Source organism: Caulobacter sp. FG121 (assembly GCF_057809815.1).
Genome location: NZ_JBMDKR010000007.1, coordinates 131,500 through 157,705, shown reverse-complemented (window position 1 = coordinate 157,705; position 26,206 = coordinate 131,500). Strand labels below are relative to the sequence as shown.

Annotated in this window: 26 protein-coding genes and 2 riboswitches; of the genes, 15 read left to right on the top strand and 11 right to left on the bottom strand. The window is 68.0% G+C overall.

Annotation, left to right across the window (positions count from 1 at the left end):
- Positions 1-44: 44 nt before the first annotated feature.
- The 4 genes from ACODSL_RS16865 to ACODSL_RS16850 form a co-directional block, all read right to left on the bottom strand.
- Positions 45-212, bottom strand: coding sequence for a hypothetical protein (locus tag ACODSL_RS16865; RefSeq protein ID WP_488901884.1), 168 nt, complete (start codon positions 210-212; stop codon positions 45-47).
- 85 nt (positions 213-297) lie between these two features.
- Complete coding sequence (locus ACODSL_RS16860) at positions 298-2,289, bottom strand: methylmalonyl-CoA mutase family protein (RefSeq protein WP_488901883.1); 1,992 nt, start codon at positions 2,287-2,289, stop codon at positions 298-300.
- A 78-nt stretch (positions 2,290-2,367) separates the two neighbouring features.
- The gene (locus ACODSL_RS16855) at positions 2,368-3,156 is read right to left on the bottom strand and encodes a hypothetical protein (protein WP_488901882.1); all 789 of its coding nucleotides are present in this window, start codon (positions 3,154-3,156) and stop codon (positions 2,368-2,370) included.
- Between the two features lie 74 nt (positions 3,157-3,230).
- Entirely contained in the window at positions 3,231-3,977 is a 747-nt protein-coding gene (locus ACODSL_RS16850) for an enoyl-CoA hydratase/isomerase family protein (RefSeq protein ID WP_488901881.1), read from the bottom strand.
- A 292-nt stretch (positions 3,978-4,269) separates the two neighbouring features.
- On the opposite strand from ACODSL_RS16850, the gene ccrA reads away from it, so the two are divergent.
- Positions 4,270-5,550 carry a crotonyl-CoA carboxylase/reductase gene (ccrA, locus tag ACODSL_RS16845; RefSeq protein WP_488901880.1) on the top strand — a complete coding sequence of 427 codons (1,281 nt, stop codon included), beginning with the start codon at positions 4,270-4,272 and terminating at the stop codon, positions 5,548-5,550.
- A gap of 758 nt (positions 5,551-6,308) precedes the next feature.
- On the opposite strand, the gene ACODSL_RS16840 is transcribed toward ccrA, so the two are convergent.
- Positions 6,309-7,508, bottom strand: a complete 1,200-nt coding sequence (locus ACODSL_RS16840; protein ID WP_488901879.1) for an MFS transporter — start codon at positions 7,506-7,508, stop codon at positions 6,309-6,311.
- Positions 7,509-7,549: 41 nt separating this feature from the next.
- A complete protein-coding gene (locus ACODSL_RS16835; RefSeq protein WP_488901878.1) occupies positions 7,550-8,665 on the bottom strand; it encodes a serine hydrolase domain-containing protein in 1,116 nt (371 codons plus the stop codon).
- A gap of 181 nt (positions 8,666-8,846) precedes the next feature.
- Between ACODSL_RS16835 and ACODSL_RS16830 the strand changes: the two genes are divergently transcribed.
- From ACODSL_RS16830 to ACODSL_RS16805, 6 genes are all read left to right on the top strand, one after another.
- Positions 8,847-10,322, top strand: a complete 1,476-nt coding sequence (locus tag ACODSL_RS16830) for a M20 family peptidase (protein ID WP_488901877.1) — start codon at positions 8,847-8,849, stop codon at positions 10,320-10,322.
- Positions 10,323-10,461: 139 nt separating this feature from the next.
- Positions 10,462-11,577 (top strand): Rieske 2Fe-2S domain-containing protein, encoded by a 1,116-nt coding sequence (locus ACODSL_RS16825; protein ID WP_488901876.1) that lies wholly within the window; start codon positions 10,462-10,464, stop codon positions 11,575-11,577.
- Positions 11,574-11,954, top strand: coding sequence for a globin domain-containing protein (locus ACODSL_RS16820; protein ID WP_488901875.1), 381 nt, complete (start codon positions 11,574-11,576; stop codon positions 11,952-11,954). Before ACODSL_RS16825 ends, ACODSL_RS16820 begins: the two co-directional genes overlap by 4 nt.
- Before the next feature lie 67 nt (positions 11,955-12,021).
- Positions 12,022-12,489, top strand: a complete 468-nt coding sequence (locus ACODSL_RS16815; RefSeq protein ID WP_488901874.1) for a TIGR02301 family protein — start codon at positions 12,022-12,024, stop codon at positions 12,487-12,489.
- A gap of 57 nt (positions 12,490-12,546) precedes the next feature.
- Positions 12,547-13,479 carry an SPFH domain-containing protein gene (locus tag ACODSL_RS16810; RefSeq protein ID WP_488901911.1) on the top strand — a complete coding sequence of 311 codons (933 nt, stop codon included), beginning with the start codon at positions 12,547-12,549 and terminating at the stop codon, positions 13,477-13,479.
- A 12-nt stretch (positions 13,480-13,491) separates the two neighbouring features.
- Positions 13,492-13,950 (top strand): NfeD family protein, encoded by a 459-nt coding sequence (locus ACODSL_RS16805; RefSeq protein ID WP_488901873.1) that lies wholly within the window; start codon positions 13,492-13,494, stop codon positions 13,948-13,950.
- A gap of 9 nt (positions 13,951-13,959) precedes the next feature.
- On the opposite strand, the gene ACODSL_RS16800 is transcribed toward ACODSL_RS16805, so the two are convergent.
- From ACODSL_RS16800 to thrB, 4 genes are all read right to left on the bottom strand, one after another.
- Entirely contained in the window at positions 13,960-14,406 is a 447-nt protein-coding gene (locus tag ACODSL_RS16800) for a MarR family winged helix-turn-helix transcriptional regulator (protein WP_488901872.1), read from the bottom strand.
- Positions 14,406-15,551 carry an Acg family FMN-binding oxidoreductase gene (locus tag ACODSL_RS16795; RefSeq protein WP_488901871.1) on the bottom strand — a complete coding sequence of 382 codons (1,146 nt, stop codon included), beginning with the start codon at positions 15,549-15,551 and terminating at the stop codon, positions 14,406-14,408. The genes ACODSL_RS16800 and ACODSL_RS16795 overlap by 1 nt, the downstream gene beginning before the upstream one ends.
- A gap of 63 nt (positions 15,552-15,614) precedes the next feature.
- Positions 15,615-16,061 (bottom strand): ribonuclease HI, encoded by a 447-nt coding sequence (rnhA, locus tag ACODSL_RS16790; RefSeq protein WP_488901870.1) that lies wholly within the window; start codon positions 16,059-16,061, stop codon positions 15,615-15,617.
- A complete protein-coding gene (gene thrB / locus ACODSL_RS16785; protein WP_488901869.1) occupies positions 16,058-17,017 on the bottom strand; it encodes a homoserine kinase in 960 nt (319 codons plus the stop codon). The genes rnhA and thrB overlap by 4 nt, the downstream gene beginning before the upstream one ends.
- An 84-nt stretch (positions 17,018-17,101) precedes the next feature.
- Between thrB and ACODSL_RS16780 the strand changes: the two genes are divergently transcribed.
- On the top strand, positions 17,102-17,329 hold the full coding sequence (locus ACODSL_RS16780; RefSeq protein WP_488901868.1) for a hypothetical protein: 228 nt from the start codon (positions 17,102-17,104) through the stop codon (positions 17,327-17,329).
- Positions 17,330-17,335: 6 nt separating this feature from the next.
- Entirely contained in the window at positions 17,336-17,725 is a 390-nt protein-coding gene (locus ACODSL_RS16775; RefSeq protein ID WP_488901867.1) for a type II toxin-antitoxin system death-on-curing family toxin, read from the top strand.
- On the opposite strand, the gene ispH is transcribed toward ACODSL_RS16775, so the two are convergent.
- Positions 17,722-18,681, bottom strand: a complete 960-nt coding sequence (ispH, locus tag ACODSL_RS16770) for a 4-hydroxy-3-methylbut-2-enyl diphosphate reductase (RefSeq protein WP_488901866.1) — start codon at positions 18,679-18,681, stop codon at positions 17,722-17,724. The genes ACODSL_RS16775 and ispH overlap by 4 nt on opposite strands.
- 170 nt (positions 18,682-18,851) lie before the next feature.
- Between ispH and ACODSL_RS16765 the strand changes: the two genes are divergently transcribed.
- From ACODSL_RS16765 to gcvPB, 6 genes are all read left to right on the top strand, one after another.
- The gene (locus tag ACODSL_RS16765) at positions 18,852-19,553 is read left to right on the top strand and encodes a Tat pathway signal sequence domain protein (protein ID WP_488901865.1); all 702 of its coding nucleotides are present in this window, start codon (positions 18,852-18,854) and stop codon (positions 19,551-19,553) included.
- Positions 19,550-21,388, top strand: a complete 1,839-nt coding sequence (locus ACODSL_RS16760) for an arginine--tRNA ligase (protein ID WP_488901864.1) — start codon at positions 19,550-19,552, stop codon at positions 21,386-21,388. Before ACODSL_RS16765 ends, ACODSL_RS16760 begins: the two co-directional genes overlap by 4 nt.
- 50 nt (positions 21,389-21,438) lie before the next feature.
- Positions 21,439-21,528, top strand: a riboswitch (glycine riboswitch).
- Between the two features lie 3 nt (positions 21,529-21,531).
- Positions 21,532-21,613: riboswitch (glycine riboswitch) on the top strand.
- 59 nt (positions 21,614-21,672) lie between these two features.
- Positions 21,673-22,785, top strand: a complete 1,113-nt coding sequence (gene gcvT / locus ACODSL_RS16755) for a glycine cleavage system aminomethyltransferase GcvT (RefSeq protein ID WP_488901863.1) — start codon at positions 21,673-21,675, stop codon at positions 22,783-22,785.
- Between the two features lie 14 nt (positions 22,786-22,799).
- Positions 22,800-23,165, top strand: coding sequence for a glycine cleavage system protein GcvH (gene gcvH / locus ACODSL_RS16750; protein ID WP_488901862.1), 366 nt, complete (start codon positions 22,800-22,802; stop codon positions 23,163-23,165).
- Between the two features lie 118 nt (positions 23,166-23,283).
- Positions 23,284-24,627, top strand: a complete 1,344-nt coding sequence (gcvPA, locus tag ACODSL_RS16745; protein WP_488901861.1) for an aminomethyl-transferring glycine dehydrogenase subunit GcvPA — start codon at positions 23,284-23,286, stop codon at positions 24,625-24,627.
- Positions 24,624-26,195, top strand: a complete 1,572-nt coding sequence (gene gcvPB / locus ACODSL_RS16740; RefSeq protein ID WP_488901860.1) for an aminomethyl-transferring glycine dehydrogenase subunit GcvPB — start codon at positions 24,624-24,626, stop codon at positions 26,193-26,195. Before gcvPA ends, gcvPB begins: the two co-directional genes overlap by 4 nt.
- The last annotated feature ends 11 nt before the right edge of the window (positions 26,196-26,206 follow it).

Below are 26,206 nucleotides of genomic sequence, written 5' to 3'. Positions count from 1 at the left end.
CAGGGAGGGGCATGGGATGAGGCTAACCCGGCCTCACGGGGAAGTCAGGCCGCCGCGGCGACCAGAACGACGATCATGCCGAACAGGAAGGACCCGAGGGCCACGGCGCCGGCCGCGCGGGCCAGGCCATCCACACCGGAGAACAGGGCGGCGAGGCCGATCGCGGGGGCGGCGTCGGCGGCGTCGATCCGGAAAGCACGGGTGTCGGACATGGTTAATTCCTTTCGGGGCGCTTGCCTAAAGCGCTCCGCCCGGAAAGGCCACCCCTGACGGGCCTGATTTGACGTTACAAATCGTTCAGGCCGGCGCCAGCGCCGCGTCCTCCACCACCTTGACCACGTCGGCCATGATCTGGGTGAGCTTGAAGTCCTTGGGCGTATAGACCCGGCGCACGCCCATCTGCTTCAGGATCAGGGCGTCGTCGGGCGGGATGATGCCGCCGACCACCACGGGGATGTGGCCCAGCCCCTCGACCCGCATGACCCGCACGACCTCCTGCACCAGATCGAGGTGCGAGCCGCTGAGGATCGACAGGCCGACGACGTGGGCGTTGGTCTCCTTGGCGCGGCGGACGATCTCGTCCGGGGTCGATCGGATGCCGTCGTAGTGGACCTCCATCCCGACCGCGCGGGCGCGGGTGGCGATCTGTTCGGCGCCGTTGGAGTGGCCGTCGAGGCCCGGCTTGCCGATCAGATAGGTCAGGGTGCGACCGAGCACTTCGCTGACCCTTTCGACGTCCTTCTTCACGGCCTCGATGTCCTCGGCGTCCTCTCCGGTGGCCACGACCACGGCCACGCCGGTCGGGCCGCGATATTCGCCGAACACCTCGCGCAGGGCGAAGGACCATTCGCCGGTGGTCACGCCGGCCTTCGCCGCGACGATCGAGGGTTCCATGATGTTGCGGCCATCGCGGGCGGCGGCCTTCAGGTCGGCGAGGGCGGCCTCGACGGCGGCGTGGTCCCGCGACGCACGCCAGGCCTTCAGACGCTCGACGACGCCCGCTTCCAGCTTCGGATCAACGGTCTCGATCGAGCCCTCGCCGGCCGACAGGGGCGATTGCTCCGTGTCCGTCCAGCGGTTCACGCCGACCACGGTCATACCGCCGGTCTCGACCGCCCGCACGCGCGCGGCGTTGGACCCGACCAGCTCGCTCTTCATGTAGCCGATGGCCGCGGCGGCCCCGCCGATGGCGTCGATCTTCGCCAGCTCGGCCAGCGCCCCGGCCTTCAGCTCGGCAACCTTGGCCTCGACCACATGGCTGCCGGCGAACAGGTCCTCGTATTCCAGCAGGTCGGTCTCATAGGCCAGCACCTGCTGCATGCGCAGGCTCCACTGCTGGTCCCAGGGCCTGGGCAGGCCAAGCGCCTCGTTCCAGGCCGGCAGCTGCAGGGCGCGGCAGCGGGCGTCCTTGCTCAGCGTCACAGCCAGGGCCTCGATCAGGATGCGGTAGGGGTTGTTCTCCGGCTGTTGCTCGGTCAGGCCGAGACTGTTGACCTGCACCCCGTAGCGGAACCGGCGGGCCTTGGCATCCTGCACGCCGTAGCGGTCCTTGAGGATCTCGTCCCACAGGGCGGTAAACGCGCGCATCTTGCACAGCTCGGTGACGAACCGGACGCCGGCGTTGACGAAGAAACTGATCCGGGAGCAGACGATCTCGAAATCCTCGTCCGGGACCTGACCGCCGGCCTTGACCGTGTCGAGCACCGAGATGGCCGTCGCCAGGGCGTAGGCCAGCTCCTGTTCCGGCGTCGCCCCGGCTTCCTGCAGGTGGTAGCTGCAGACGTTCATCGGGTTCCACTTCGGAACCTCGCGGTAGCACCAGGCGATCATGTCGCCGATCAGTCGCAGGCTCGGCTCGGGCGGGAAGATATAGGTCCCGCGGCTGAGATACTCCTTGATCAGATCATTCTGCGTCGTGCCCTGCAGCGCCGAGCGTGGCGCGCCCTGTTCATCGGCCAGGGCGACGTACATCGCCAGCAGCCAGGCGGCCGGGGCGTTGATCGTCATCGAGGTGTTCATCTTGTCGAGCGGGATGCCGTCGAACAGCAGCCGCATGTCGCCCAGATGCCCGACCGGCACCCCGACCTTGCCCACCTCGCCCCGCGCCAGGATGTGGTCGGCGTCGTAGCCGGTCTGGGTCGGCAGGTCGAAGGCCACCGACAGCCCGGTCTGCCCCGCCGCGAGGTTGCGCCTGTACAGGGCGTTGGACTTCTCCGCGGTGGAGTGGCCCGCATAGGTGCGGAAGATCCACGGGGCGTCAGGGGCGTGCTGGAAAGGCTTCTGGGTCATGGCGCACGGAAGATGCGCGAGCCAATGCTGCAACGCAACAAAGTTTCGCGGTGGCGGCACGGATCGGGGTGGTGGCGATTAGATCGTGCGTGCAGGTGAAATTGCGCTTCGAAGTCCTTTGGCCGCCGGCAGCGTCAGGGCGTCGATCAACGCTGGTCTGTAGTGGGCGATGGCCAGCAGTACGTCCGCCTGGCTTGCATCCGCAGCCCGCCCATAGACGACATGGGTGGCGATCTTGTTCAAAGGGCGCGACCAGACTGAGCGATAATTTTCCGGGTCCTTCCGAGTCTTCAGCGCAATCAGAAGCGGGGTTCCACTGGCAGCGACGGGCACTGACTCGATGTCTTCCCAAGGTACAGGGCGGCGCATAACAGCCGGCGCGAAGACGCCCTCGTCTGACACGACCACGATGGGCTCTGGTCGATACAGGCGCCGGACGAAAACCCCGATCGAAACAAGGCCGCCGACCATTGAGCCAACGGCCACGAACCCGAGCGCTATCAGCAGGCTTCCATTGATAAACGCGACGAGCGCCGCGACCAAAAGGCCTGATCCCAACGTCGCCAAGACGCTCCCGAGCAGGAGCACAGCCAGATGCCTCGGGCGGCTCTGGACGATCAGCGGTCCGCCTGCGTATCGAATCGCCTGGCTCTCGGCGGCGAGTTGGACCTGAGTGATCAGGACGCCGCTGAACATGAGAAACAACAGCCCGCTGAGTTCGAGACCAATCGGAAATTCGCTAGAGGACGGGCCCAGCACCAACACCGCAGCGCCCATAAGGACCACCACTACGAAAGCGATCGAGGCAGGCAGCGCCTGAAACCGGGCGAACTTCTTCCGTCGTTCAGCCAGTTCGATGATTTCCACTCTCGTCATGCGGGATTTGTGTCGGTGTTTATGCCGCGCCGCAACCCTTGATTTCATGCGCCGGCATGGCCGAATTATACCCGCAGGAACACCGGCGGCCGCTTCTCCAGGAACGACGCTACCGCCTCCCGATGATCGGCGCTGTCAGCCAGGGACACCAGCGTCGCGTCCATCCACTGCGCCTGCCCGGCGGCGTCCATGCCGGCGAAGCGCTTGGCGGCCTCGACGGCCAGCGGCGCACGGGCGGCGATCTGGCCGGCGAGGGTCAGGGCCTCGCCCATCAGTCGGTCCGTCGGATACACGGCCGTCACCAGTCCCGTCCGTAGCGCCGTCGCGGCGTCAACCGGCAGGCCGGTCAGCAACATGGCCTTGGCCGGCCCCACGCCGATCAGCTTCGGCAGACGTCCGACGGAGGCCATCAACCCGACATTGACACCGGAGGCGGTGAAGGTCGCGCCCTCTGCCGCCAGCCGGATGTCGCAGGACAGCGCCAGATCCAGGCCGCCGCCCAACGCCCCGCCATTGACCGCCGCGATGACGGGCATCCGCAGCGCCTCGATCCGGCCCATCAGCGCATTGAAGTCGCTGATCGGCGACAGGTCGTCCGCCGCCCGGCCGGCCAGCTCGCGCAGGTCGTTGCCGGCGCAGAACAGCTTGCCGCGCCCGGTCAGGACGATGCAGCGCACGTCGGGATCCGCTTCGATCGCGTCGAGCCCCGCGGCCAGCTGGCGACGCATGGCGTTACCCAGCGCATTGGTCGGCGGCAGGTCGAGTTCGATCAACGCGACATGAGGCGCCGGCCGGCTGAAATGGATGGTCATGGCGATGCGGCCCTCCCGTTCGCCAGCCGTAACACCCGCGCGCGGCCCCGACCATGTTGCGGCGCACAAGAATCCGCTTGCCAGTTTCAAACAGTTGTCACACGATCCTTCCCCTACGGGCGGCGAACGGCGATGTCTCAGGGCAAAGCTTTGCGTCGATTCCGGGAAAACAGACGGATCACGGGCCGGTTTTCGTCGGGCGGCCCGATGGTACGCGAACCGCCGGAACACGACCCGGCGCTACTGCATTGCAACAGAAACGCGCCCCCAAGAACGCTCAACGGACCGCCAGATGACCACCGCCACGCTCGAAATGACGCCCGTGAAGGACCTGTACGAGATCGGCGAGATCCCGCCGCCGTTCCATGTCCCGAAGAACATGTACGCCTGGACGGTGCGCAAGGAGCGCCACGGGCGCCCGGCCACCGCCATGCAGGTCGAGGTGGTCCCCACCTGGGAGATCGGCGAGGACGAAGTGCTGGTGCTCGTGATGGCGGCCGGCGTGAACTACAACGGCGTCTGGGCCGCGCTCGGCGAGCCGATCAGCCCGCTCGACGGCCACAAGCACCCCTACCATATCGCCGGATCCGACGCCTCGGGGATCGTCTGGGCCATCGGCTCCAAGGTGAAGCGCTGGAAGCTCGGCGACGAGGTGGTCGTCCACTGTAACCAGGACGACGGCGACGACGAGGAGTGCAACGGCGGCGATCCGATGTTCTCCACCAGCCAGCGGATCTGGGGCTACGAGACGCCGGACGGCAGTTTCGCCCAGTTCGCCCGGGTGCAGTCGCGCCAGCTTCTGCCGCGCCCGCGCCACCTGACCTGGGAAGAGAGCGCCTGCTACACCCTCACCCTCGCCACCGCGTATCGCATGCTGTTCGGCCACAAGCCGCATGAGCTGAAGCCCGGCCAGAACGTGCTGGTCTGGGGCGCCTCGGGCGGTCTGGGCGTGTTCGCCGTGCAGCTGGCCGCCGTGGCCGGGGCCAACGCCATCGGCGTGGTCAGCTCCGACGACAAGGTCGACTTCGTGCTCAGCCAGGGCGCCAAGGCCGTGCTGAACCGCAAGGAGTTCAACTGCTGGGGCCAGCTGCCGACGGTCAACGGTCCCGAGTTCAACGACTACATGAAGGAGACCCGCAAGTTCGGGAAAGCCGTGTGGCAGATCACCGGCAACAGGGACGTCGACATGGTGTTCGAACACCCCGGCGAGTCCACCTTCCCGGTCTCGGTCTTCCTGGTGAAGCGCGGCGGCATGGTCGCCATCTGCGCCGGCACCAGCGGCTACAACCTGACCATGGACGCCCGCTTCCTGTGGATGCGCCAGAAGCGCGTCCAGGGCAGCCACTTCGCCAACCTGATGCAGGCGAGCGCGGCCAACCAGCTGGTGATCAACCGCCAGGTCGACCCCTGCCTGTCCGAAGTGTTCCGCTGGGAGGATATCCCGGCCGCCCACGAGAAGATGCTCGATAACCAGCACCTGCCCGGCAACATGGGCGTCCTCGTGTGCGCCCAGCGCCCCGGCCTGCGCACCTTCGAGGAGGTCCAGGAGATCTCGGCGGAGATGGGGGTCTAGGCTTCCACATCCGATCGCATTCGGGCGGCGGCTCTCGCGAGGGAGCCGCCGTCTTGCGTTTGGGGGGCTGCGAGTAGGCCCGCGTCTGTTTTCGACCCGTTGTCGTCATTCGCGCGTCTTGGCACATTGTCGCGATGAGCGACCAGCCCCACCCAATAACGCCCTGCTGCTTTTGCGGCAGGCTCGACTACTCGGGTGCCGACCCCACCTACATGACTGTCGGCACGCGCAGCGAAGTCACCAAGACTTGGTGGTGCCACATCGCTTGTTTCGAGGCGCGCGTTCCTGGCCTGCCCGAGCCATGGAACACATACGACTACGAGGACGAGCCCGGTCGGCCATTCACCTGACGCAATATCCGCTTCCCACCCATAGCCGCCCTCCGGAGCGTCGGCTTTCGGCATCCGGCGGTCCCCGCCCTTCTGCCTTGGCCGAGCATTGCGCGGGCGGGCGTCTTGCTCAAGGACCGGCTTCGCCGGTCGCGACGCGGCGGCCCAGAGGGCCGTCCTTGACCAAGGCGACCGCTCGCGCTCCCATTCCATCAAGGCTTTGGGGTGAGTGTCATCACCCCACCCCCCGCTCATCCTCGCGGAAGCGAGGACCCAGGTTTACGGCCGGTGCACTCACGGTCGGGGCTGTTGTTCAGCAAATCTCCGGATACACGCCCCGCGCCAGACATCCCTTGAAGTGAGTGCACCTTCGGCAAACCTGGGTCCTCGCTTCCGCGAGGATGAGCGGAACTGGTGGGAGCGGGGAGATTACTCCGCCTTCTTCCCCACCACTGTCAGCAGCATGGCCATCACCCCCGCCAGCAGCACGATCGGCACGGTCGACAGCACCACCTGCCCCGCGCTCGCTCCGCCGCCGAGCAGCTGGCCCGCCATCACCGGGCCCAGCGCTGATCCGAACCGCCCCGCCGCGATGGCCGCGCCGACGCCGGTCCCGCGCACGGCCGGGCTGTAATATCCGGGTCCGACGCCATAGAGGCCGAACTGCGTGGCCATGATGAGAAAGCCAGCCCCGAACGCCAGTCCCGCGGTCGTCGGCAGACCCGCTCCGGGCGCGGCCAGCGCGAACAGCACGGCCACAAGCCCTGCGACCGCCCCCGCCAGCGGCCAGCGCGCGCCCAGCCGGTCGATGGTCAGCCCGACCAGCACCCCGCCGGCCGCGCCGCCGAGATTGAACAGGGTCGAAATCCCGGCTGCCGCCCGGCCCTCGACGCCGCGCGCGACCAGCAGGCTGGGCAGCCAGTTGAGGAACAGGTGCAGCACCAGGGCGATGGCCGCGTAGGAAGCCCACAGACTGAGCGTCGTGCCCAGCCGGCCCGGGCCGAACAGGGCCATCAGACTCGCGCCCTTCTCCGGCGCGGCGGACCGGCCGCCCGTCTCCGGCAGACCGAGCCACAGGGCCAAGGCCAGCAGCAGCGGCGCGGCCCCGCCGACGAGGAAGATCACCCGCCAGTCGCCGGCCGCCAGCTCGGTCCGCGCCAGCAGCCCGACCAGCGCCCCGCCCAGCGGCATGCCCGCTGTGACCGTCGAAACGACCATTGTGCGGCGCCCCTCGCTCGCCAGCTCCGAGGCCATGGCGATCAGCATCGGCATGGCGCCGCCCAGGCCCAGCCCGGTCAGGAAGCGCACCGCCAGCAACGGCTCATAGGCATGGGTCAGGGCGGTGCCGAGCGAGAACAGGCCGAACACCGTCACCGCCGTCAGCAGCACCGGCTTGCGTCCGATGCGGTCCGACAGCGGCCCGGCGATGGCCGCGCCGAACAGCAGGCCGAACAGGCTGGCGCTGAAGGCCCACCCGGCTTCCGGCTTCGACAGCCCCAGCGCCGGCATCATCTTCGGCGCGGCCACGCCCATCGAGGCGATGTCGAACCCCTCGAGCATGGCCGCCAGCAGGCACAGGCCAATAGCGATCAGGGCCCGACGCGCCGTCAATCCCGAAGTGCTCGTCATGGCTCCCCCTGAGCGTGACAGACGGCGAGACTAGACCAGCCTCATGCCGGTGCGAACCTTTGCTGGAGCTGCCGGAAAAGCTGGCGGGGAGCGCTCTTGCCATCGGGCATCATGGCGTTGGCCGCGGTGATGAAGGCGACGCCGCGTTTCGGCGCGAGAACGGCCAGCATGTGCCACATCGTGTTCGAGCCCTCGTGCGCCAGCTGGGGGCCACGCGTCCAGGGCTGGCCGCTGGTCACGCCCCAGCCCAGAGCGTACCCGGCGCCCGGCGCGGGCGTGGTCAGGTGGACGACCGTCTCAGGCTTCAGAAAGTCGCCTCCGTCGGTGAGGAACAGCCGAATGAACTTGGCGTAGTCCGTCAGGGTCATATGGGCCGTACCGGCCGGGCCCAGCGCCGGCGGGTTGTCGGCGATGCCTTTCGGGTCCATGGGAATCAGCTCGCCGACGCCCAGCGGCGGCCGGCGATGGCCCCAGGGTTGAGCACCCTTCGGCGCGCCGAAGCCTGCGCTGGTCATGCCCAGCGGTTTGAACAGCCGGTCGGTGATGGCGACCTCCCAGCTGGTCCGAACGATGCGCTCGATGGCCGCGCCGGCGAGGATGAAGTTGAGGTTGGCGTACTCGAACTGACCCGGCTTTCCGGCCGGCGGCGCGGCCAGCACCTTTGCGGCCAACGCGGTCCGCTGCTCCGTGACGGGATTGGTCGCGCCATGCGCGGCAATCAGCCAGGGCGTGTCGATGGCGCCTCTGTCCGTCGCGCCGGCCGTGTGGCTCATCAGCTGCTCGATGGTCGTCGTCGACCAGGCGGGATCCAGCTTCAGATCCGGGAACAGGGCCGGCAGGGTCGCGCCCCAGCGCGCCAGACCCGCGTCGACCAGTCGACCATAGAGGGCCGCGGTCATGGCCTTGGTGTTCGATCCCAGGTGCCAGAGGTCGCCGGTCGTGACCCTGTCGGGCGCGCCCAGATGGCGCACGCCGCCGGCGATCAGGGTTCCCAGACCCCTGGGCGTAACCACCGCGCCGGCCAGCGCGGGAACGCCGGTGCTGGTCAGCAGCGCGTCGAGCGCCGCCTGATCGGGGTCCTCCGCCGCACGGGCCGCACCGCCCATGAGAGCCGCCCCGGCGCCGAGCGTCAGCACCTGTCGTCTGTCGAAAGTCATCCAGATGTCCTCGAAATTGCCACCGGCCGGCCGTTGCAACGCGAGATGACGGCGAGCGCAAGTTACGGTTCGGACAGGGAGGCGGCCGGGTTCGTCCTCTCCCTCCGGGAGAGGAAAGTGACTTGGCGGGATGACAAGCTCCCTCCTACTGTCCCCCCAACAAGAGATCGGGGAGGATCGCATGAAAACCTGGGCGAAAATCGCGCTGACGAGCGTGGGCGTAGCGGCGTTGCTGGGCGGGGTCGTCGCGGTCCGGACCGCGACCTTCAAACCGGCCACCCAGGTCGACCTCTCGGCGGTCAAGATCGCCGACGTCACGCCGGTCGACCAGGGCAAGGCCGCCCTGCACCTGTCCCAGGCCGTGCAGATCCTGACGGTCAGCCACCAGAACCGCGACGAGAACGACTGGACCCAGTGGGACAAGCTCCACGCCTGGCTGGCCGCGACCTATCCGGCCGCCCACGCGGCGATGACCCGCGAGATCCTGCCCAACCGGGCGCTGGTCTACACCTGGCAGGGGTCGGACCCGTCGCTGGCGCCGATCATCCTGATGGGCCACCAGGACGTGGTGCCGGTGACCGCCGGGACCGAAGGCGACTGGAAACACCCGCCCTTCGCCGGCGAGATCGCCGACGGCGCCGTGTGGGGCCGGGGCTCGGTCGACGACAAGGGCACCCTGGTGATGATGTTCGAAGCGGCCGACGCCCTGGCGGCGAAGGGCTTCAAGCCGAAGCGGACGGTGATCTTCGTCAGCGGCCAGGACGAAGAAGCCGGCGGGACCGGGGCGCAGGCAGCCGCCGCCCTGCTCAAGACGCGCGGGGTGAAGGCGTTGTTCGTGCTCGACGAGGGCATGGCCGTGGTGAAGGACTTCCCGATGGTGGGCCGCCCGGTGGCGGTCATCGGCCTCGGCGAAAAGGGCTACGCGACCCTGAAGATCGTCGCCCCGGCCAAGGGCGGCCACTCCTCCGCCCCGCCGACGGAGACCGGCGTGGAGACGCTGGCGAAGGCCGTTCTGGCCGTCACCTCCCATCCCTTCCCGATGAAGTTCCAGGGTCCGGGCGCCGACATGATCCGCGCCGTCGCGCCCTATGCCGGCGGCATCGTCAAGGTCGCGGCCGCCAACACCTGGCTGTTCGGCCCCGTACTGATCAGCCAGCTGTCGAAGAGCCCGGCCAGCGCCGCGACCCTGCACACGACCATCGCCCCGACGATGCTGAAAGGCAGCCCGAAGGAAAACGTCCTGCCGCAGGACGCGACGGCCTGGATCAACTACCGCATCGCGCCCGGCCAGACGGCCCAGGAGGTCATGACCCGCGCACAGCAGGTCACCAAGGGCCTGGATGTCCAGCTGTCGTGGGAAGGCGGCCGGGCGATCGACCCCTCGCCGGTCTCCTCGGCCACGTCTGACGGCTGGAAGATCCTCGCGGCGCTGGCGTCGGAGGGCGGTTCGGTCCCCGTCGCCCCGGGCCTGGTCACGGCAGGCACCGACAGCCGTTACATGACCGGCGTGGCGCAGGACGTGTACCGCTTCGCGCCCATGCACGCCTCGGTCGAAGAGTTCGCCATGATCCACGGCACCAACGAGCATATGTCGCTGGAGAACCTGCAGCGAATGACCGACTTCTACACCCGCCTGATCGCGACGGCGGCGGGGTAAGGGTTGCGTGGTTCGAGACGCGCCCTGCCGGCGCTGCTCACCATGACGTAGAGCAATGCACGTCATCCTGAGCAGGCCCATAGGGCCGTGTCGAAGGACGCACTTCGCGCGCCGACTGACAGCCGGTATGTAGGACACCATGCCCGACGACGCCGCCAAACCCGCCGCCAAGGCCCGGTCCACGCCGATGAAGTTCGGCGAGGGCTGGCTGCGTGACTGCTGGTACTTCGCCTGCCAGGCCCATGAACTGAAGCCCGGCAAGCTGCAGCGCTTCGAACTGCTCGGCGAGCCGGTGCTGCTGGGCCGCCGCCGCGACGGCGCGGTCTACGCCATCCGGGACATCTGCCCTCACCGCGCCGCGCCTCTGTCGGCCGGAAAGCTGGTGCCCGAGACCGGGGGCGGCGAGAGCGTCGAATGCCCCTATCACGGCTGGCGGTTCGGCACGGACGGGGTGTGCAAGGCCATCCCCTTCCTGCCCGGGGACCAGGAGATGGACATCTCCCGCATCCGGGTGAAGCGCTATCCGGCGGCGGAGAGCCAGGGGATGGTCTTCGTCTGGTTCGCCGCCGACACTCGCGCCGGCCTGGGAACCGAGGTCGAGCCGGACCAGCCGCCGCCGGTCTTCCCCGGCGCCGACGGCAAGCCGGCCATCGTCGACCACATGGATTTCGACACCCATATGGACCACGCGATCGTCGGTCTGATGGACCCGACGCATGCGCCCTATGTCCACGCCGCATGGTGGGCCCGTTCGTCGCGCCGGATGAAGCCCAAGGCCAAGGTCTTCGAGCCCTCGCCCGAAGGCTTCGTGATGACCCGCCACGCCACCAGCAAGGCCAACCGGATCTACGCCATCCTCGGCGGCCAGCCGCAGACCGAGATCACCTTCCGCCTGCCCGGCTATCGCTGGGAGCACATCCAGGTCGGCCGGTTCCAGGTGCTGGCGCTGACCTGCCTGACCCCGATCACAGAGACGAAGACCCGCCTGACCCAGCTCATGTGGTCCGACCACCCGGCGATGTTGCTCCGATGGCTGATCAAACCGTTCGCCCGCGCCTTCATCCATCAGGACGGCGACATGGTGAACCTGCAGAACATGGGCCTGAAGTACGACCCGTCCCTGCTGTGGATCGACGACGCCGACACCCAGGCCAAGTGGTACCAGCAGTTGAAGCGCGAATGGGCCGCAAGCCGCGCCGAGGGCCGGCCGTTCGTCAATCCGGTCAAGCCGGTCACCCTGAAGTGGATCAGTTGACCGACGCCCTGACCGCCAGCCTGGAGGTCGTCGCCGAACGCTGCGGGGATCCGACGACGAGGGTCTATGAACGCCTGTTCGCACAGCAGCCGGAAATGCGCGACCTGTTCGTCAACGACCAAGCCGGCGCGGCCCGCGGCCATATGCTGCAGATGGTGCTGGAGACCCTGACCCAGATGGCCGACGGCGCGGCATGGCCGGCCAACATGATCCGCGCCGAGCGGGTCAATCACGACCAGATCGGCGTACCGTTCGACGTCTTCGCGACCTTCTTCACCGTGGTCCACGAGACCTTCCGCGAGACGGCCGGCGACGCCTGGACCGACGACATGGAAGCCGCCTGGGCCAGCGTCCTCGCCCGCGCGGCGGCGGCCTGAGCCAATGACCTTCGCCCCACGCTTGCGCGGTCGTGACAGACGAGCCGGACTGCCGTTAGATCAGCGCATGCAGAGGCGCGTCTTCGCCATCGCCGTCCTGAGCGCCTTCGCGCTGCCCGCCGTCGCGCCCGCGTCGGCGCAGGAACGCACGCCGCCCGAGCGGCAGACCCTGCTCGATCTGGCCTACACGCTCGGCGAAAGCCATGCCCTGCGGCAGGCCTGCGAAGGCGACGGCGACCAGTTCTGGCGTGATCGCATGGTGCGGATGACCGAGACCGAGGCCGCCGACGCGGCCTTCGACGGCCGGCTGAAGCAGCAGTTCAACAGCGGCTTCGCCACGCGCCAGACTGAATTCCCGACCTGCAGCCCGCTCAGCAAGCGCGCCGAGCAGGCCGTCGCCCGCAAGGGTCAGGCGCTGGCCAACCGGCTAAGCGCCGTCACCCGGGTTGTGCGGGGCCTGGGCTCGGACGCGCCTTCCGGAGAATCGGATAGCGGCGGTCCGGATTCCGTGGCGGGGACCCCCGCGCCGCGCTAGATTCGCCTCCAGCTTGCATGGAGGGGACAGATGTCCTTCGCAATTTTCGCTGTCGTGATGATCGTGCTGGCGCTGTTCCTGCTGGTCAGCGTCATCAAGATCGTGCCGCAGGGTCGTGAGTTCACGGTCGAGCGGTTCGGCCGCTACACGCGCACGCTCAAGCCCGGCATCGCCCTGCTGACGCCGTTCATCGAGGGCATCGGCCGCCGCGTGAACATGATGGAACAGGTGCTCGACGTCCCGCAGCAGGAGGTCATCACCAAGGACAACGTGTCGGTGAAGGTCGATGGCATCGTCTTCATCCAGGTGATGGACGCCGCCTCGGCCGCCTATCGCGTGGACAATCTGACCTACGCCATCAGCCAGCTGTGCATGACCAACCTGCGCACCGTGGTCGGCTCGATGGAGCTGGATGAGGTGCTCAGCCAGCGCGACCAGATCAACACCCGCCTGCTGGCGACCATCGACCACGCCACCAGCCCCTGGGGCGTCAAGGCCACGCGCATCGAGATCAAGGATCTGACCCCGCCGCCGGACATCACCAACGCCATGGCGCGGCAGATGAAGGCCGAGCGGGAACGCCGCGCGGTGATCACCGAGGCCGACGGCGAGAAGCAGGCCGCCATCACCAAGGCTGAAGGCTCCAAACAGGCTGCCATCCTCCAGGCGGAAGGTCGCCGGGAAGCCGCCTTCCGCGACGCCGAGGCCCGCGAACGGGAAGCCGAGGCCGAGGCCAAGGCCACGGCCTTCGTGTCGGAAGCCATCGCCCGTGGCGACATCAACGCCATCAACTACTTCGTCGCCCAGAAGTACGTCGAGGCGTTCGGCGCGCTGGCGGCCAGCCCCAACTCCAAGATGATCATCGTGCCGGCCGACTTCGCCGGCATCACCGGCACGGTGGCCGGCATTGGCGAGCTGGTGAAGTCGCTGGCCGACGGCCGGGCCTCACCGCCGGCCGGCGGGACGACCGTGCCCCGGACAAAGGGCTAGGAGATCACGCCCATGACCTGGCTGGCTGAACTCTATGTCGCCCACCCGTTCTGGATCTGGATGGCGGTGGCGGCGGTGCTGTTGGCGGTGGAGGTGGCCACGACGACGGGGTGGCTGCTGTGGCCGGCCGCTTGCGCGGTGGTCGTGGCGGCGCTGACCTTCCTGCTGAAGGGCAACTTCGCAGTCGAGCTGGCGGTCTTCGCTGTGCTGACGATCGCCTCGACCCTGCTGGCGCGTCGCTACCTGCCGCGGAACGCCTCCGGCGACGGCCCCGACATCAACGACAACGTTGGCCGGCTGGTCGGCCACTACGGCATGGCGGTCTCGGCCTTCGAGAACGGCCGCGGCCGGGTTTTCATCGACGGCAAGGAATGGGCGGCGGTGGCTGACGATGGCGCGGTCCCGCTGCTCGACCAGCGCGTCGAAGTCCTCTCGGCGGACGGCGGCATCCTGAAGGTGAAGGCCTACTGACGCCCCCGGTCAGCGGTTTTCGTCCAGCCACACCCTGAGCGCCTGCAGGAACGGCAAGGCGGCCTTGAATTCGTCTTCCGTGAAGGCGGCGCGCATCCCTTCCAGATGCGGCCGCATGGCGGCGAGTCCCAGGTCGAAGGCGCGCGCGCCATCGTCCGTCAGCGTCACCCACTTGCGGCGCCCGTCCTCCGGGTCTCCGGCGATGGCGACGAAGCCCTGGGCCTCAAGTCGCTGCAGCGTATTGGTCATCGCTCCCTTGGTGACCTGAAAGGCGCTGGCCAGCTGGGCCGGGCTCTCCCGGCCACCCCGGCGCATGAAGTGCGTGAGGACGCCGAACTGCGCCGCGCTCATGCCGTCCGGCAGGCTCCGCTCCAGCCGGGCCGTGGACAGCTGGGCGATGATGCCGATCTCGGTCATCACCCGAACATCGGGTCGGTCCTTCGGTTGAGGCGCCATCAGCTCGTCTTCAGTTGGGCCGCCAGCCCCCGGCGGGGCGCAGGCGGAATGTCGGCCTTGGGATAGCCGATTCTCGACAGCATCTGGATGCGGCCGCCCGTCGGGGCCAGTTCTCGGTGGAGGGCGTCGTAGACCGGCTTCTGCGTGGCGTATTCCTGCAGACCCTGACTCCAGGGGTGCATGGCCAGACCCTGTCCCGCGGCGGCGAGATTGGCACGGACGTAGGCGCGGCCGGCGGCGATCTGGTGGGCGCGGCTGTCGTCTGGCGTGATCACCCAGATGAAGCCGCGTGATGTGTCCGCCGCCACCTTGAGATATTTAAGGGCCTCGTCGTAGGCGATCGTTCCGGGGGTCGCCATCTTCGCCTTCGTCAGGACGCCGACGGTATTCAGGGTCGTCATCATGCCGTTGTCGAGGGAGATGCCCCAGGGATGGGCCGCCACGTCCCTGGCGCCGATGAAGGTGCGCTCGACGCTCTCATGGTGAGCCGTCGGCGTATGGGCCTCGATGAACGCCCCCTGGTACACGAGGTCCTTGAGGCGCGTCACACGGTCAGAAGATGTCTCGACCGTCAGGGTCGCCGGGCCGGCCGGGACAGAGCCGGAGAGGGCTGCGACCGCCGCGGCCGGGATCGGAGTTTCGGTAAAGGGACCACGATTCGTTCGGCGTTGAAGCACCTGCGCGAACAGCGCGTCTGGCGACGTGGCCGCACGCGCGATCCGAACCCGGAACAGGGGCCGTCCGTCCAGCAGGGGCTGGGGCTCCCCATCCGGAAACAGGACCGCCTCCGCCGCGTATCCCTGAACGGCGAGCGCCTGCATCAGCAGTTCGAGGAAGGCTCCGCAGCCGATGGTGATCTGACGGTTGAACGGATCCGTCACGGGCAGCAGACGGGTACGATCGATGAAGAGCGTGATCTCGTCGGCCGTCGACAGATCGACGATCCACGGCTGCATGTTGTGCGGGTTCGGCGCGAGGATCGCCCAGGCCAGGGCCTTGCGGCGGACTTCGGTCTCGCCCGCGCCCGGATGCACCCACGGGGCGCGAGGATCGACCCCGGCCGGCGCGCAGGCCGTCAGGGTGGCGGCCGATGCGGCGAAAATCGCGCCGCCTCCCAGAACGCGGATGAAGTCACGACGATGCATGGTGAGCGCCTTTCGTTCAAGATTGAACAATACAAGGTCGTTCAATCTTGAACTAGTCAAGCCTCAAATTTCGCCGAGCGTTTCCCGCATGCCCTTGTTGGCCAGTCCATCAGCGCGCTCGTTCAGTTCATGGCCCGCGTGACCCTTGACCCAGCGCCAGTCGACCTCGTGCCGGCCCCGGGCGGCGTCGAGCCGCTTCCAGAGGTCCTCGTTCTTGACCGGGCTCTTGTCGGCCGTCTTCCAGCCGCGCGCCTTCCAGCCGTGGATCCAGGTCATGATCCCGTTGCGCATGTACTGGCTGTCGGTATGCAGTTCGACCTTGCAGGGCTTGTTCAGCGCCTCGAGCGCCTGGATGGCCGCCATCAGCTCCATGCGGTTGTTCGTCGTGGCCCGCTCGCCGCCGCAGAGTTCCTTTTCCCGCCCGTTGGAGATCAGGATCGCGCCCCAGCCGCCCGGCCCCGGATTCCCCCGGCAAGCGCCGTCGGTATAGATCAGCACCTTCGGCGTCATGCGTGGTCGCCGAGCAGCGCCAGCCCCGCGCGGTGAACCGCCAGCTTGCGCTCGTACTCCAGCGGGTCCTTGGGCCGAACCAGCGCCCCGGCCGGGGTCGAGCCCCAGTCGCTCAGGCGCGTCAGGAAGAAGCGCATGGCCGCGCCATGGGCGAGAATGGGCAGGGCTGCCCGCTCTTCGACCGTCAGCGGGCGGTGGGCCTGATAGCCGGCGAGCATCGACCGTCCCGCCGTCAGGTTGAACGAGCCGTCCGGCTCGAAACACCAGGCGTTCAGCGCGATCGCCAGATCGTAGGCGTAGGCGTCGTCGCAGGCGAAGTAGAAGTCGAACGCGGCGGCGAACCGGCCATCCCGGAAGAAGACATTGTCGGGGAAAAAGTCGGCATGGATCACGCCGGACGGAAGACCGCGCGGCCAGTCGCGTCCCAGATAGTCCAGGTCGGCGCGAATGGTGTCGGCCAGCCCGGGCTTGAGCGCCTCCGCCGCATCCCACAGCCGGGCGAACAAGGGCGCCCAGGCTCCCTGGCCCAGATCATTCTCCCGCCGACCCGGGTAGCCCTGCCCTGCAAGGTGCAGGCGGGCGAGCCCCGCCCCCGCCTCGCGGCAGTGAGCGGCGGTTGGTCGGCGCACCGAAATGCCCATCAGGAACTCGACCATCGCCGCCGGCTTGCCGCGCACCGTCTTCAGCGTACGACCCTCGCGGTCCGGAACCGGGCGTGCGCTCGGAAAGCCGTGGTCAGCCAGCCAGGTAAGCAGGTTCAGAAAATAGGGCAGGTCGTCCGCCCGCACCCGCCGTTCGTAGAGCGTGAGAATGTAACGGCCGACGTCGGTCTCCAGCAGGAAGTTCGAGTTCTCGACGCCCTCGGCGATGCCCTTGAACGCGATGGCCTGGCCGATGTCGTAGTCGGCCAGCAGCGTCGCCAGTTCGTCGTCGGACATGTCGGTATAGACGGCCATGACGTGGGGATGGGGGACAGCGCCTCCTCCGTCAAGTTGGGACGCCGTGGAACCCGTGCTACAAAGATGGACAGGAGGTCGCCAATGGTCGCCCTGAAAATCGTGAGGCGTGGAGATGAGCTGGTTGCCGTCCTCACGGATGAAGCCAAGGCCGTCTTGAGCGCTGATCCGACGCGGATGCTTCACTTTGAAGGCTCCATGAACGACGGATTCAGCCTGACGGAATCCCAGCCTGGCCTTGAGGAAAGGCGCGAGCGAGGTCGTGCATTTCTCGAACGTTACCGCCCGACGTTCGAAGCACTCGCCAAATAGCCTGCCATGGTCGAACCCCTTTGGCTCGATCGCGATCTCGTGCTGCTCCTTCATGACGATATCCTCGCCGCGACCGGCGGGGCGGCGGGCGTTCGCGATGAAGGACTGCTAGACTCTGCCTTGGCCAGGCCACTCAATCGTTTCGCCTATGAGGGTCTGACAGATCTGATTGAGCTGGCCGCCACCTACGCTGTCGCTATCGCCTCGAACCACCCCTTCATCGACGGCAACAAGCGATCAGCCTTCATGGCCCTCGGTCTCTTCCTTGAAGACAACGGCTTGCGGCTTGAAGCGGCGGCAGACGACGCGACCGACACCATGATGGCCGTCGCGCGGGGAGATGTCACAATCGAGGACGTAGCCTTGTGGCTCCGGATCCGGGTTATCCCTACCTAAACCGTCAGCAGCCTAGGCAGCTTGAAGGTCACCGTCTCGCGGGTCGGCGCGACCTCTTCGATGGTCAGGGTGTAGCGCTCGGCCAGCCTGTCGATGACACCTTCGACCAGCACCTCTGGCGCCGAAGCCCCTGCCGTGACTCCCACGGCGCTGACCCCATCGAGCCATGCCCAGTCGAGCCCGGCGGCGTCATCGATCAGCTGCGCCTTGGTCGCCCCGCCGCGCAGGCCGACCTCGACCAGCCGCACGGAATTTGATGAATTGCGCGATCCGACGACCAGCAGGAGCTCACAGCCCTCGGCAAGGCGCTTTACCGCCTCCTGCCGGTTGGTGGTGGCGTAGCAGATGTCTTCCTTGTGTGGGGCCGCGATCCCGGGAAAGCGCCTTTGCAGGATGGCGACGATCTCGGCGGTATCGTCAACCGACAGCGTGGTCTGGGTGACGAAGGCGACATTCATCGCATCGATCGGCTCGAAGACCTCGGCATCGGCGGCGTGCTCGATGAGCCGCACCACACCCTCCGGCAGCTGGCCCATCGTACCGACCACCTCGGGATGCCCGGCATGGCCGATCAGCACGATCTCGCGGCCCGCGTCATGGTGCCGTTGCGCCTCAACGTGAACCTTGGAAACGAGGGGGCAGGTCGCGTCGAGAAACACCATCTGCCGCGCGCGCGCCTCAGCCGGCACGGTCTTGGGCACGCCGTGGGCCGAAAACACCACGGGACGATCGTCGGGGACCTCGTCCAGCTCCTCGACAAAGATCGCGCCGAGCGCCTTCAGGCGTTCCACGACATGCCGGTTGTGGACGATTTCGTGGCGGACAAAGACGGGCGCGCCGAATTTCTCGATCGTGCGCTCGACGATCTGGATCGCCCGGTCCACCCCGGCGCAAAAGCCGCGGGGACTGGCGAGAAGAACCTTGAGCGGCGGTTTGATAGGGGCGGCGTCGTCCATGCCGCCAAGGTAAGGCCTGGGCTTCGCTCCCGCCAGAGAGAACCGTTTCCTGCGCCGCGGCTCGCGCCGAGGATGAAGCCGCGTTGCGACGTCATGCCTTTGCCTTTATCAGACTGCATCAGCTTTTCGGCCGGGCAGCCGCGCCGGTCCCCCAGTTATCCGGACGTGACATGCGCCGCACTTTGAATATCGGTTTTCTTGCCCTCTTCGCCGCCGGATCCCTCGCCGCAGCCAGCCCCGCGTTTGCTCAGGGCCGCCCGAGCCAGGGCGATGCCGACCGCCGGCAGGAAGAAGAAGCCGCGCGCAAGAAAAAGCGTGACCAGGAATGGAACCAGCCGAGCGCGCCCCTGCCGCAGCTGCGCAATGCCGGCCCCTGCCCCTATGTGAAGGTGCTCTACGACGCCAGCCGCTACGTGGAGTTCAAGGACGGCAAGGAAAGCGCCACGACCGTCGGCTACACCGGTGAGTTCCAGGGCGTCTCGGCCGGCTGTGAATACAAGGACGCCGACCCGATCAAGGTGCAGGTTGAACTGCTGTTCTCGATGGGCCGCGGCCCGGCATCGGTCGGCCAGTCCAAGACCTATCGCTACTGGGTCGCCGTGACCCAGCGCAACCAGCAGGTCATCGCCAAGGAATACTTCGATCTGCCGGTGACCTTCGGCGCCGGCGAGGATCGCGTCTATGTGCGCGACACCCTGGCCAACATCACCATTCCGCGCGCCAGCGCCGACACCAGCGGCGCCAACTTCGAGGTCCTCGTCGGCTTCGACGTAACGCCGCAGATGGCCACGTTCAATCGCGACGGCAAACGGTTCCGCGTGAACGCGGGCGCCGCCCCGACGGCCGCTCCCGGAGCCGCCACGAACCCATGAGCGACCTGAAGCGGTCCCTCGGCGAAGCGGTCCAGGCCGCCTTCGTCGCCCTGGGACTTCCTGCTGAACTGGGCCGGGTCACCGCATCCGATCGTCCGGACCTTGCCGATTTCCAGTGCAATGGCGCCCTGCCGGCCGCGAAGGTGGCGGGCAAGCCGCCGCGCGAGATCGCCGCCGCCGTGGTGGAACGCCTGTCGGGTCACCCGCTGCTGCAATCCGTCGAGATCGCGGGCCTCGGCTTCATCAATCTCCGGGTCAGCGCCAAGGCGCTGTCCGACCGGGCTCGCGAGATCGCCGCCGATCCCCGCACCGGCGCGGGCGAAGTGGCCGAAGCGCGGCGCATCATGGTCGACTACGGCGGCCCGAACGTCGCCAAGCCGATGCACGTCGGGCACCTGCGCGCCTCGATCATCGGCGAGTCGGTCAAGCGCCTGTACCGCTATCGCGGCGACGAGGTGCTGGGCGATGCCCACTTTGGCGACTGGGGCTTCCAGATGGGCCTGCTCATCGTGGCGGCCTGCGACGAGGATCCGTTCGTCCGCACGCTGATGGAACGGCTTTCCGGCACGGCGCCGGTCAGCCCGGCCGACGAAGTGCAGGTGATGGGCGCGCTTGTCGATCACATAGATCTGCCCCTGCTGGACCGGCTCTATCCGGAAGCCGCCGGCAAGGCCAAGACCGACGCCGAGTACCGCGACCGCGCGCGCCGCGCGACGGCGGAACTGCAGGGCGGCCGCCTCGGCTACCGGCTGCTGTGGAAGCATTTCGTCAAGGTCAGCCGGGTCGCGCTCGAGCGCGAATTCCACGCGCTGGGGATCGATTTCGATCTGTGGAAGGGTGAAAGCGACGTCGACGCGCTGATCGACCCGATGGTTCACGAGCTCGAGACCAAGGGCCTGCTGGCCGACGACCAGGGCGCACGGGTAATTCATCTGGCCCGCCCCGGCGAGACGAAGAAGAAGAAGCGCCCGGACGGCACGGTCTACGAGGCGCCGAGTCCCGACCCGCTGCTGGTGGTCTCCTCGGAAGGCTCGGCGATGTACGGCACGACCGATCTGGCCACCGTGCTGGACCGGCGCCGGTCGTTTGACCCGCACCTGATCCTCTACTGCGTGGACCAGCGCCAGGCCGACCACTTCGAGCAGGTGTTCCGGGCCGCCTACATGGCCGGCTACGCCGAGCCCGGCTCGCTGGAACACATCGGTTTCGGCACGATGAACGGTCCGGACGGCAAGCCGTTCAAGACCCGCGAAGGCGGCGTGCTGAAGCTGCACGACCTGATCGAGATGACCCGCGCCAAGGCTCGCGAGCGGCTCAAGGAAGCCGGCGCCGGCAGTGAACTGACGCCGGAAGAATACGAGGACACCGCGCAGAAGGTGGCCGTGGCGGCGCTGAAGTTCGCCGACCTGTCCAACTATCGCGGCACCAGCTACATCTTCGACCTCGACCGCTTTTCGAGTTTCGAGGGCAAGACCGGACCCTACCTGCAGTACCAGTCCGTGCGGATCAAATCGCTCCTGCGTCGGGCCGGGGCCGAGCACCTGGAACCGGGGCGGATCACCATCGCCGAGCCGGCGGAGCGTGAACTGGCCATGCTGCTGGACGCCTTCGACGCGGCTCTGGTCGAGGCCTACGACAAGAAGGCCCCGAATTTCATCGCCGAACATGCCTTCAAGCTGGCCCAGAGCTTCTCGCGCTTCTTCTCCGCCTGCCCGATCTTCCAGGCCGGCGACAGCGCGGTGGCCGCGTCGAGGCTCGGCCTTGCGGCGACGACCCTGCGCCAACTCGAGATCGCGCTTGACCTGCTCGGCATCGAGACGCCGGAGCGGATGTAAGGCGGCACGCCTGCCACGGTTGACTCTCCGCCCCTCGTCCCGCACTTAGCCTCTGTCTCGCGGGAGACATCGGGATTCGCCCCGAGGCCGAAGGCGCAACCGCCCCGGAAACGCTCAGGCAAACGGACCGCGCGACATCGAAACGCTGGAAAGGCCGCATCTGTGGCCGCCGAAGGAGCAAGGGCCGTCGTCACGGTCCGAAATCTCTCAGGCTCCAAGACAGCGGGGGCGAATCGCCAGGTCGTCAGACCCGGTGAGCCGCATCGACCCCGCCGGAGCTCCGCGTGTCTGACGAGACCCTCAAGAAGACCCCGCTCTATGACGCGCACGTCGCCGCCGGCGCGCGCATGGTCCCGTTCGCGGGCTATGAGATGCCCGTCCAGTACAAGGACGGCGTGCTCAAGGAGCACCTCTGGACCCGCGAGAGTGCCGGACTGTTCGACGTGTCTCACATGGGGCAGGCCCGGCTGCGCGGGGTCTCGCCCCTGTCGGCGTTCGAGGAGATCACCCCCGGCGACTTCATCGGCCTGGCGCCGGGCAAGCAGCGCTACAGCCTGCTGCTGAACCGCAAGGGCGGGATCATCGACGACCTGATGGCCTCGCGGCCCGACGACGACGGTCTGTTCGTCATCGTCAACGGGGCCTGCAAGGACAACGACTTCCACGTCATGAACGACGAGCTGGCGCCGCAGGTCAGCATCGACCGTCTGGAGGACCGCGCGCTGCTGGCTCTGCAGGGCCCGAAGGCTGTCGAGGTGCTCAAGGCCCACATCCCCGAAGCCGCCGGCAAGGTGTTCATGGACAGCTGGGCCACGACCGGCTTCGGCGTCGACGTGCTGATCTCCCGCTCGGGCTACACCGGCGAGGACGGCTACGAGATCTCCGTGCCCGGTCACGCCGCCGAACGGATCTGGAACACCCTGCTGGAGGATGAGCGCGTTCGGCCGATCGGCCTGGGCGCCCGCGACTCCCTGCGGCTCGAGGCCGGCCTGCCACTCTACGGCCATGACGTCGATGAGACCGTCAGCCCGGTCGAGGCGGCCCTGACCTTCGCCGTGTCGAAGAAGCGCCGTGACGCGCAGGACTTCCCCGGCGCCGCGCGTATCGTCAAGGAACTGGCCGAGGGCCCTGCCCGCGTCCGCGTCGGCCTGAAGGTGCTGGGCGGTCCACCGGCCCGCGAGGGCGCCGAGATCGCCGACATCAACGGCAAGGTCGTCGGAGTCGTCACCAGCGGCGGTTTCGCCCCCTCGCTCGGCTGCCCCATCGCCATGGGCTTCGTCCCGCCGGCCCTGTCGGCCGTGGGCACAAAGCTGAACGTCATCGTCCGCGGCCGGGCGGGGGCCGCCGAGGTCGTCGCCATGCCCTTCGTCCCCAACCGCTACGTCCGCAAAGTCTGAGAGAGGGTCCAGCCATGCGTTTCACCAAGGATCATGAATGGGTCGCCCTCGACGGCGACATCGCCACCGTCGGCATCACCGCCTACGCCGCCGAGCAGCTGGGCGACGTGGTGTTCGTCGAGGTCCCCGACATCGGCAAGACCCTGACCCAGGGCGACGGCATGGCCGTGGTCGAAAGCGTCAAGGCCGCCTCCGACGTTTACGCCCCGGTGTCGGGCGAGGTTGTAGAGGCCAATACCGAACTGGGCGACGCGCCCGAGACGGTCAACGCCGTCCCGGAAGCCGGCGGCTGGTTCGCGAAGATCAAGGTCAGCGACCCCGCCCAGGTCGAAGCGTTGATGGACCGCCCGGCCTACGAAGCGTTCCTCGCCACCCTGTAACTCTCATTTGTCATCCCGGACGGCCGACAGGCCGATCCGGGACCCAGATCGAGTCCATGCCGAATCTGGGTCCCGGCTCTCCGCTACGCTTCGGCCGGGATGACAGGAAAAACTGATCATGCGCTACCTCCCCCTGACCCCCGATGACCGCGTCCAGATGCTGGGCGATATCGGCGTGGACTCGATCGACGCCCTGTTCGTCGACGTGCCCGCCGCCGCCCGTCGCACCGGCTTCGTCGACCTGCCGCAGGTCGCCGGCGAGCTTGAGGTCGAGCGAGAGCTGGCGGCGCTGGCGGCGAAGAACGTCGCGGCCGGATCGGTCCCCTTCTTCTGCGGCGCGGGCGCCTACAGGCACCACGTCCCGGCCAGCGTCGATCATCTGATCCAGCGGTCGGAGTTCCTGACCAGCTACACGCCCTACCAGCCCGAGATCGCCCAGGGCACACTGCAGGTGCTGTTCGAGTTCCAGACCCAGGTCGCGGCGCTGATGGGCATGGAGGTGGCCAACGCCTCCCTCTATGACGGCTCCACCGCCTGCGCCGAGGGGGTGATGATGGCCCAGCGGGTCACGCGTCGCGGCAAGGCCGTCCTGTCGGGCGGTCTGCATCCCCACTACGTCCGCACCACCGAGACCCTGGCCCACGCTGACGGCATGGACACCGTCCGCCTGCCGGCCGCCGTCGACGCGGAAGACGCGGTGATCGCCGCCATCGACGCGAACACCGCCTGCGTCGTGGTCCAGACCCCCAACGTGTTCGGCACGGCCACCGACGTGACGAAGATCGCCGAAGCGGCCCACGCCGCCGGGGCGCTGCTGATCGTGGTGACCACCGAGGCGGTGTCCTACGGCCTGCTCAAGTCGCCGGGCGAGATGGGCGCCGACATCGCCGTGGCCGAGGGCCAGTCGATCGGCAACGCCCTGAACTACGGCGGGCCTTACGTCGGTCTGTTCGCCTGCAGGGAAAAGCTGATCCGTCAGGCCCCGGGGCGTCTTTGCGGCGAGACCGTCGACGCCGACGGCCGGCGCGGCTTCGTGCTCACGCTGTCGACCCGCGAACAACACATCCGCCGCGACAAGGCGACGTCGAACATCTGCACCAACAGCGGCCTCTGCGCCCTGGCTTTTTCGATCCACATGAGCCTTCTGGGCGAGGTCGGCCTGCGCCGGCTGGCCGCGCTGAACCACCAGCGGGCCCGCGAGCTGAAGGCGGCGCTGGCGAGCGTGAAGGGCGTCGAGATCCTGACCCCACGTTTCTTCAACGAGTTCGCCGTCAAGCTCGCCAGGCCGGCCGCCGGCGTCGTCGAGGCGCTTGCGGCGAAAGGCGTACTCGGCGGCGTACCCTACAGCCGCCTCGACCCGGGCGCCGGGCTGGACGATGTCCTGCTCGTCGCCGCGACCGAAACCGTGACCGAGGGCGACATCGTCGCCTTCAAGGCCGCCCTGACCGAGGTGATGGCATGAGCTCGATGAACTCCGTGGGCCGTCCGACCGCCCCGAACCAGACCAATGACTTCATCCACCCGACCCTGACCGGCGCCCGCGGGCTGCTGCAGGACGAGCCGCTGATCTTCGAACTGGGCGGCTGGCACAAGACGGGCGTCGACCTGCCGGAAGCCGGCGAGGCCGACGATGGCCTGTCCGGCCTGATGCGCGACACGGCCATCGGCCTGCCGGGCCTGAGCGAGCCGGAGGCGGTCCGCCACTATGTGCGGCTCAGCCAGAAGAACCACGCCATCGATCTGGCCCTTTATCCGCTGGGCAGCTGCACGATGAAGCACAACCCGCGTCTCAACGAGAAGATGGCGCGACTGCCCGGGTTCGCCGACATCCATCCGCTGCAGCCGGTCTCGACCGTTCAGGGCGCGCTGGAGCTGATCGACCGGCTGGCCCACTGGCTGAAGACCCTGACCGGCATGCCCGCGGTGGCCATGACGCCCAAGGCCGGCGCCCACGGCGAGCTGTGCGGCCTGCTGGCCATTCGCGCGGCGCACGAGGGAGGCGGTCAGGGCCACCGCAAGACCGTGCTCTGCCCCACCAGCGCCCACGGCACCAACCCGGCCACGGCCGCCTTCGTCGGCTACAGCGTGGTCGAGATCGCCCAGACCGAGGACGGCCGCGTCGACCTCGCCGACCTGGAAGCCAAGCTTGGCGATCATGTGGCGGCGATCATGGTCACCAACCCCAACACCTGCGGCCTGTTCGAGCGGGATGTGATCGAGATCGCCCGCCTGACCCACGCCGTCGGGGCCTACTTCTACTGCGACGGGGCCAACTTCAACGCCATCGTCGGCCGGGTGCGGCCGGGCGACCTCGGCGTCGACGCCATGCATATCAACCTGCACAAGACCTTCTCCACGCCCCACGGCGGCGGCGGCCCGGGCGCTGGTCCGGTGGTGCTCAGCGCCGCCCTGGCGCCGTTCGCGCCGGCCCCCTGGGTGGTCAGCGGCGCGGACGGCTTCAAGCTGGTCGAGGACCAGGCGGGCGAGGCCGCAGCGGCCTTCGGCCGGATGAGCGCCTTCCATGGCCAGATGGGCATGTTCGTCCGCGCCTACGCCTACATGCGCAGCCACGGCGCCGACGGCCTGCGCCAGGTGGCCGAGGACGCCGTGCTCAACGCCAACTACATCAAAGCCCGCCTGTCGGACGTGATGAGTCCCGCCTTCCCGGACGGCCCCTGCATGCACGAGGCGCTGTTCGACGACAGCTGGCTTGAGGGCACCGGCGTAACCACGCTCGACTTCGCCAAGGCGATGATCGACGAAGGCTTCCACCCGATGACCATGTATTTCCCGCTGGTCGTCCACGGCGCCATGCTGATCGAGCCGACCGAGACCGAGAGCAAGCAGGAGCTCGACCGCTTCATCACCGCCCTGCGCGCCCTGGCCGGCGCGGCGAAGGCCGGCGAGGTCGACCGCTTCAAGGGCGCGCCGTTCCATGCGCCGCTGAGGCGGCTCGATGAGACCCTGGCGGCCCGCAAGCCCCGGCTGCGGTGGCGCCCTGAGACAATTCCGCCACTGGCGGCTGAATAGCCATGCAGGAC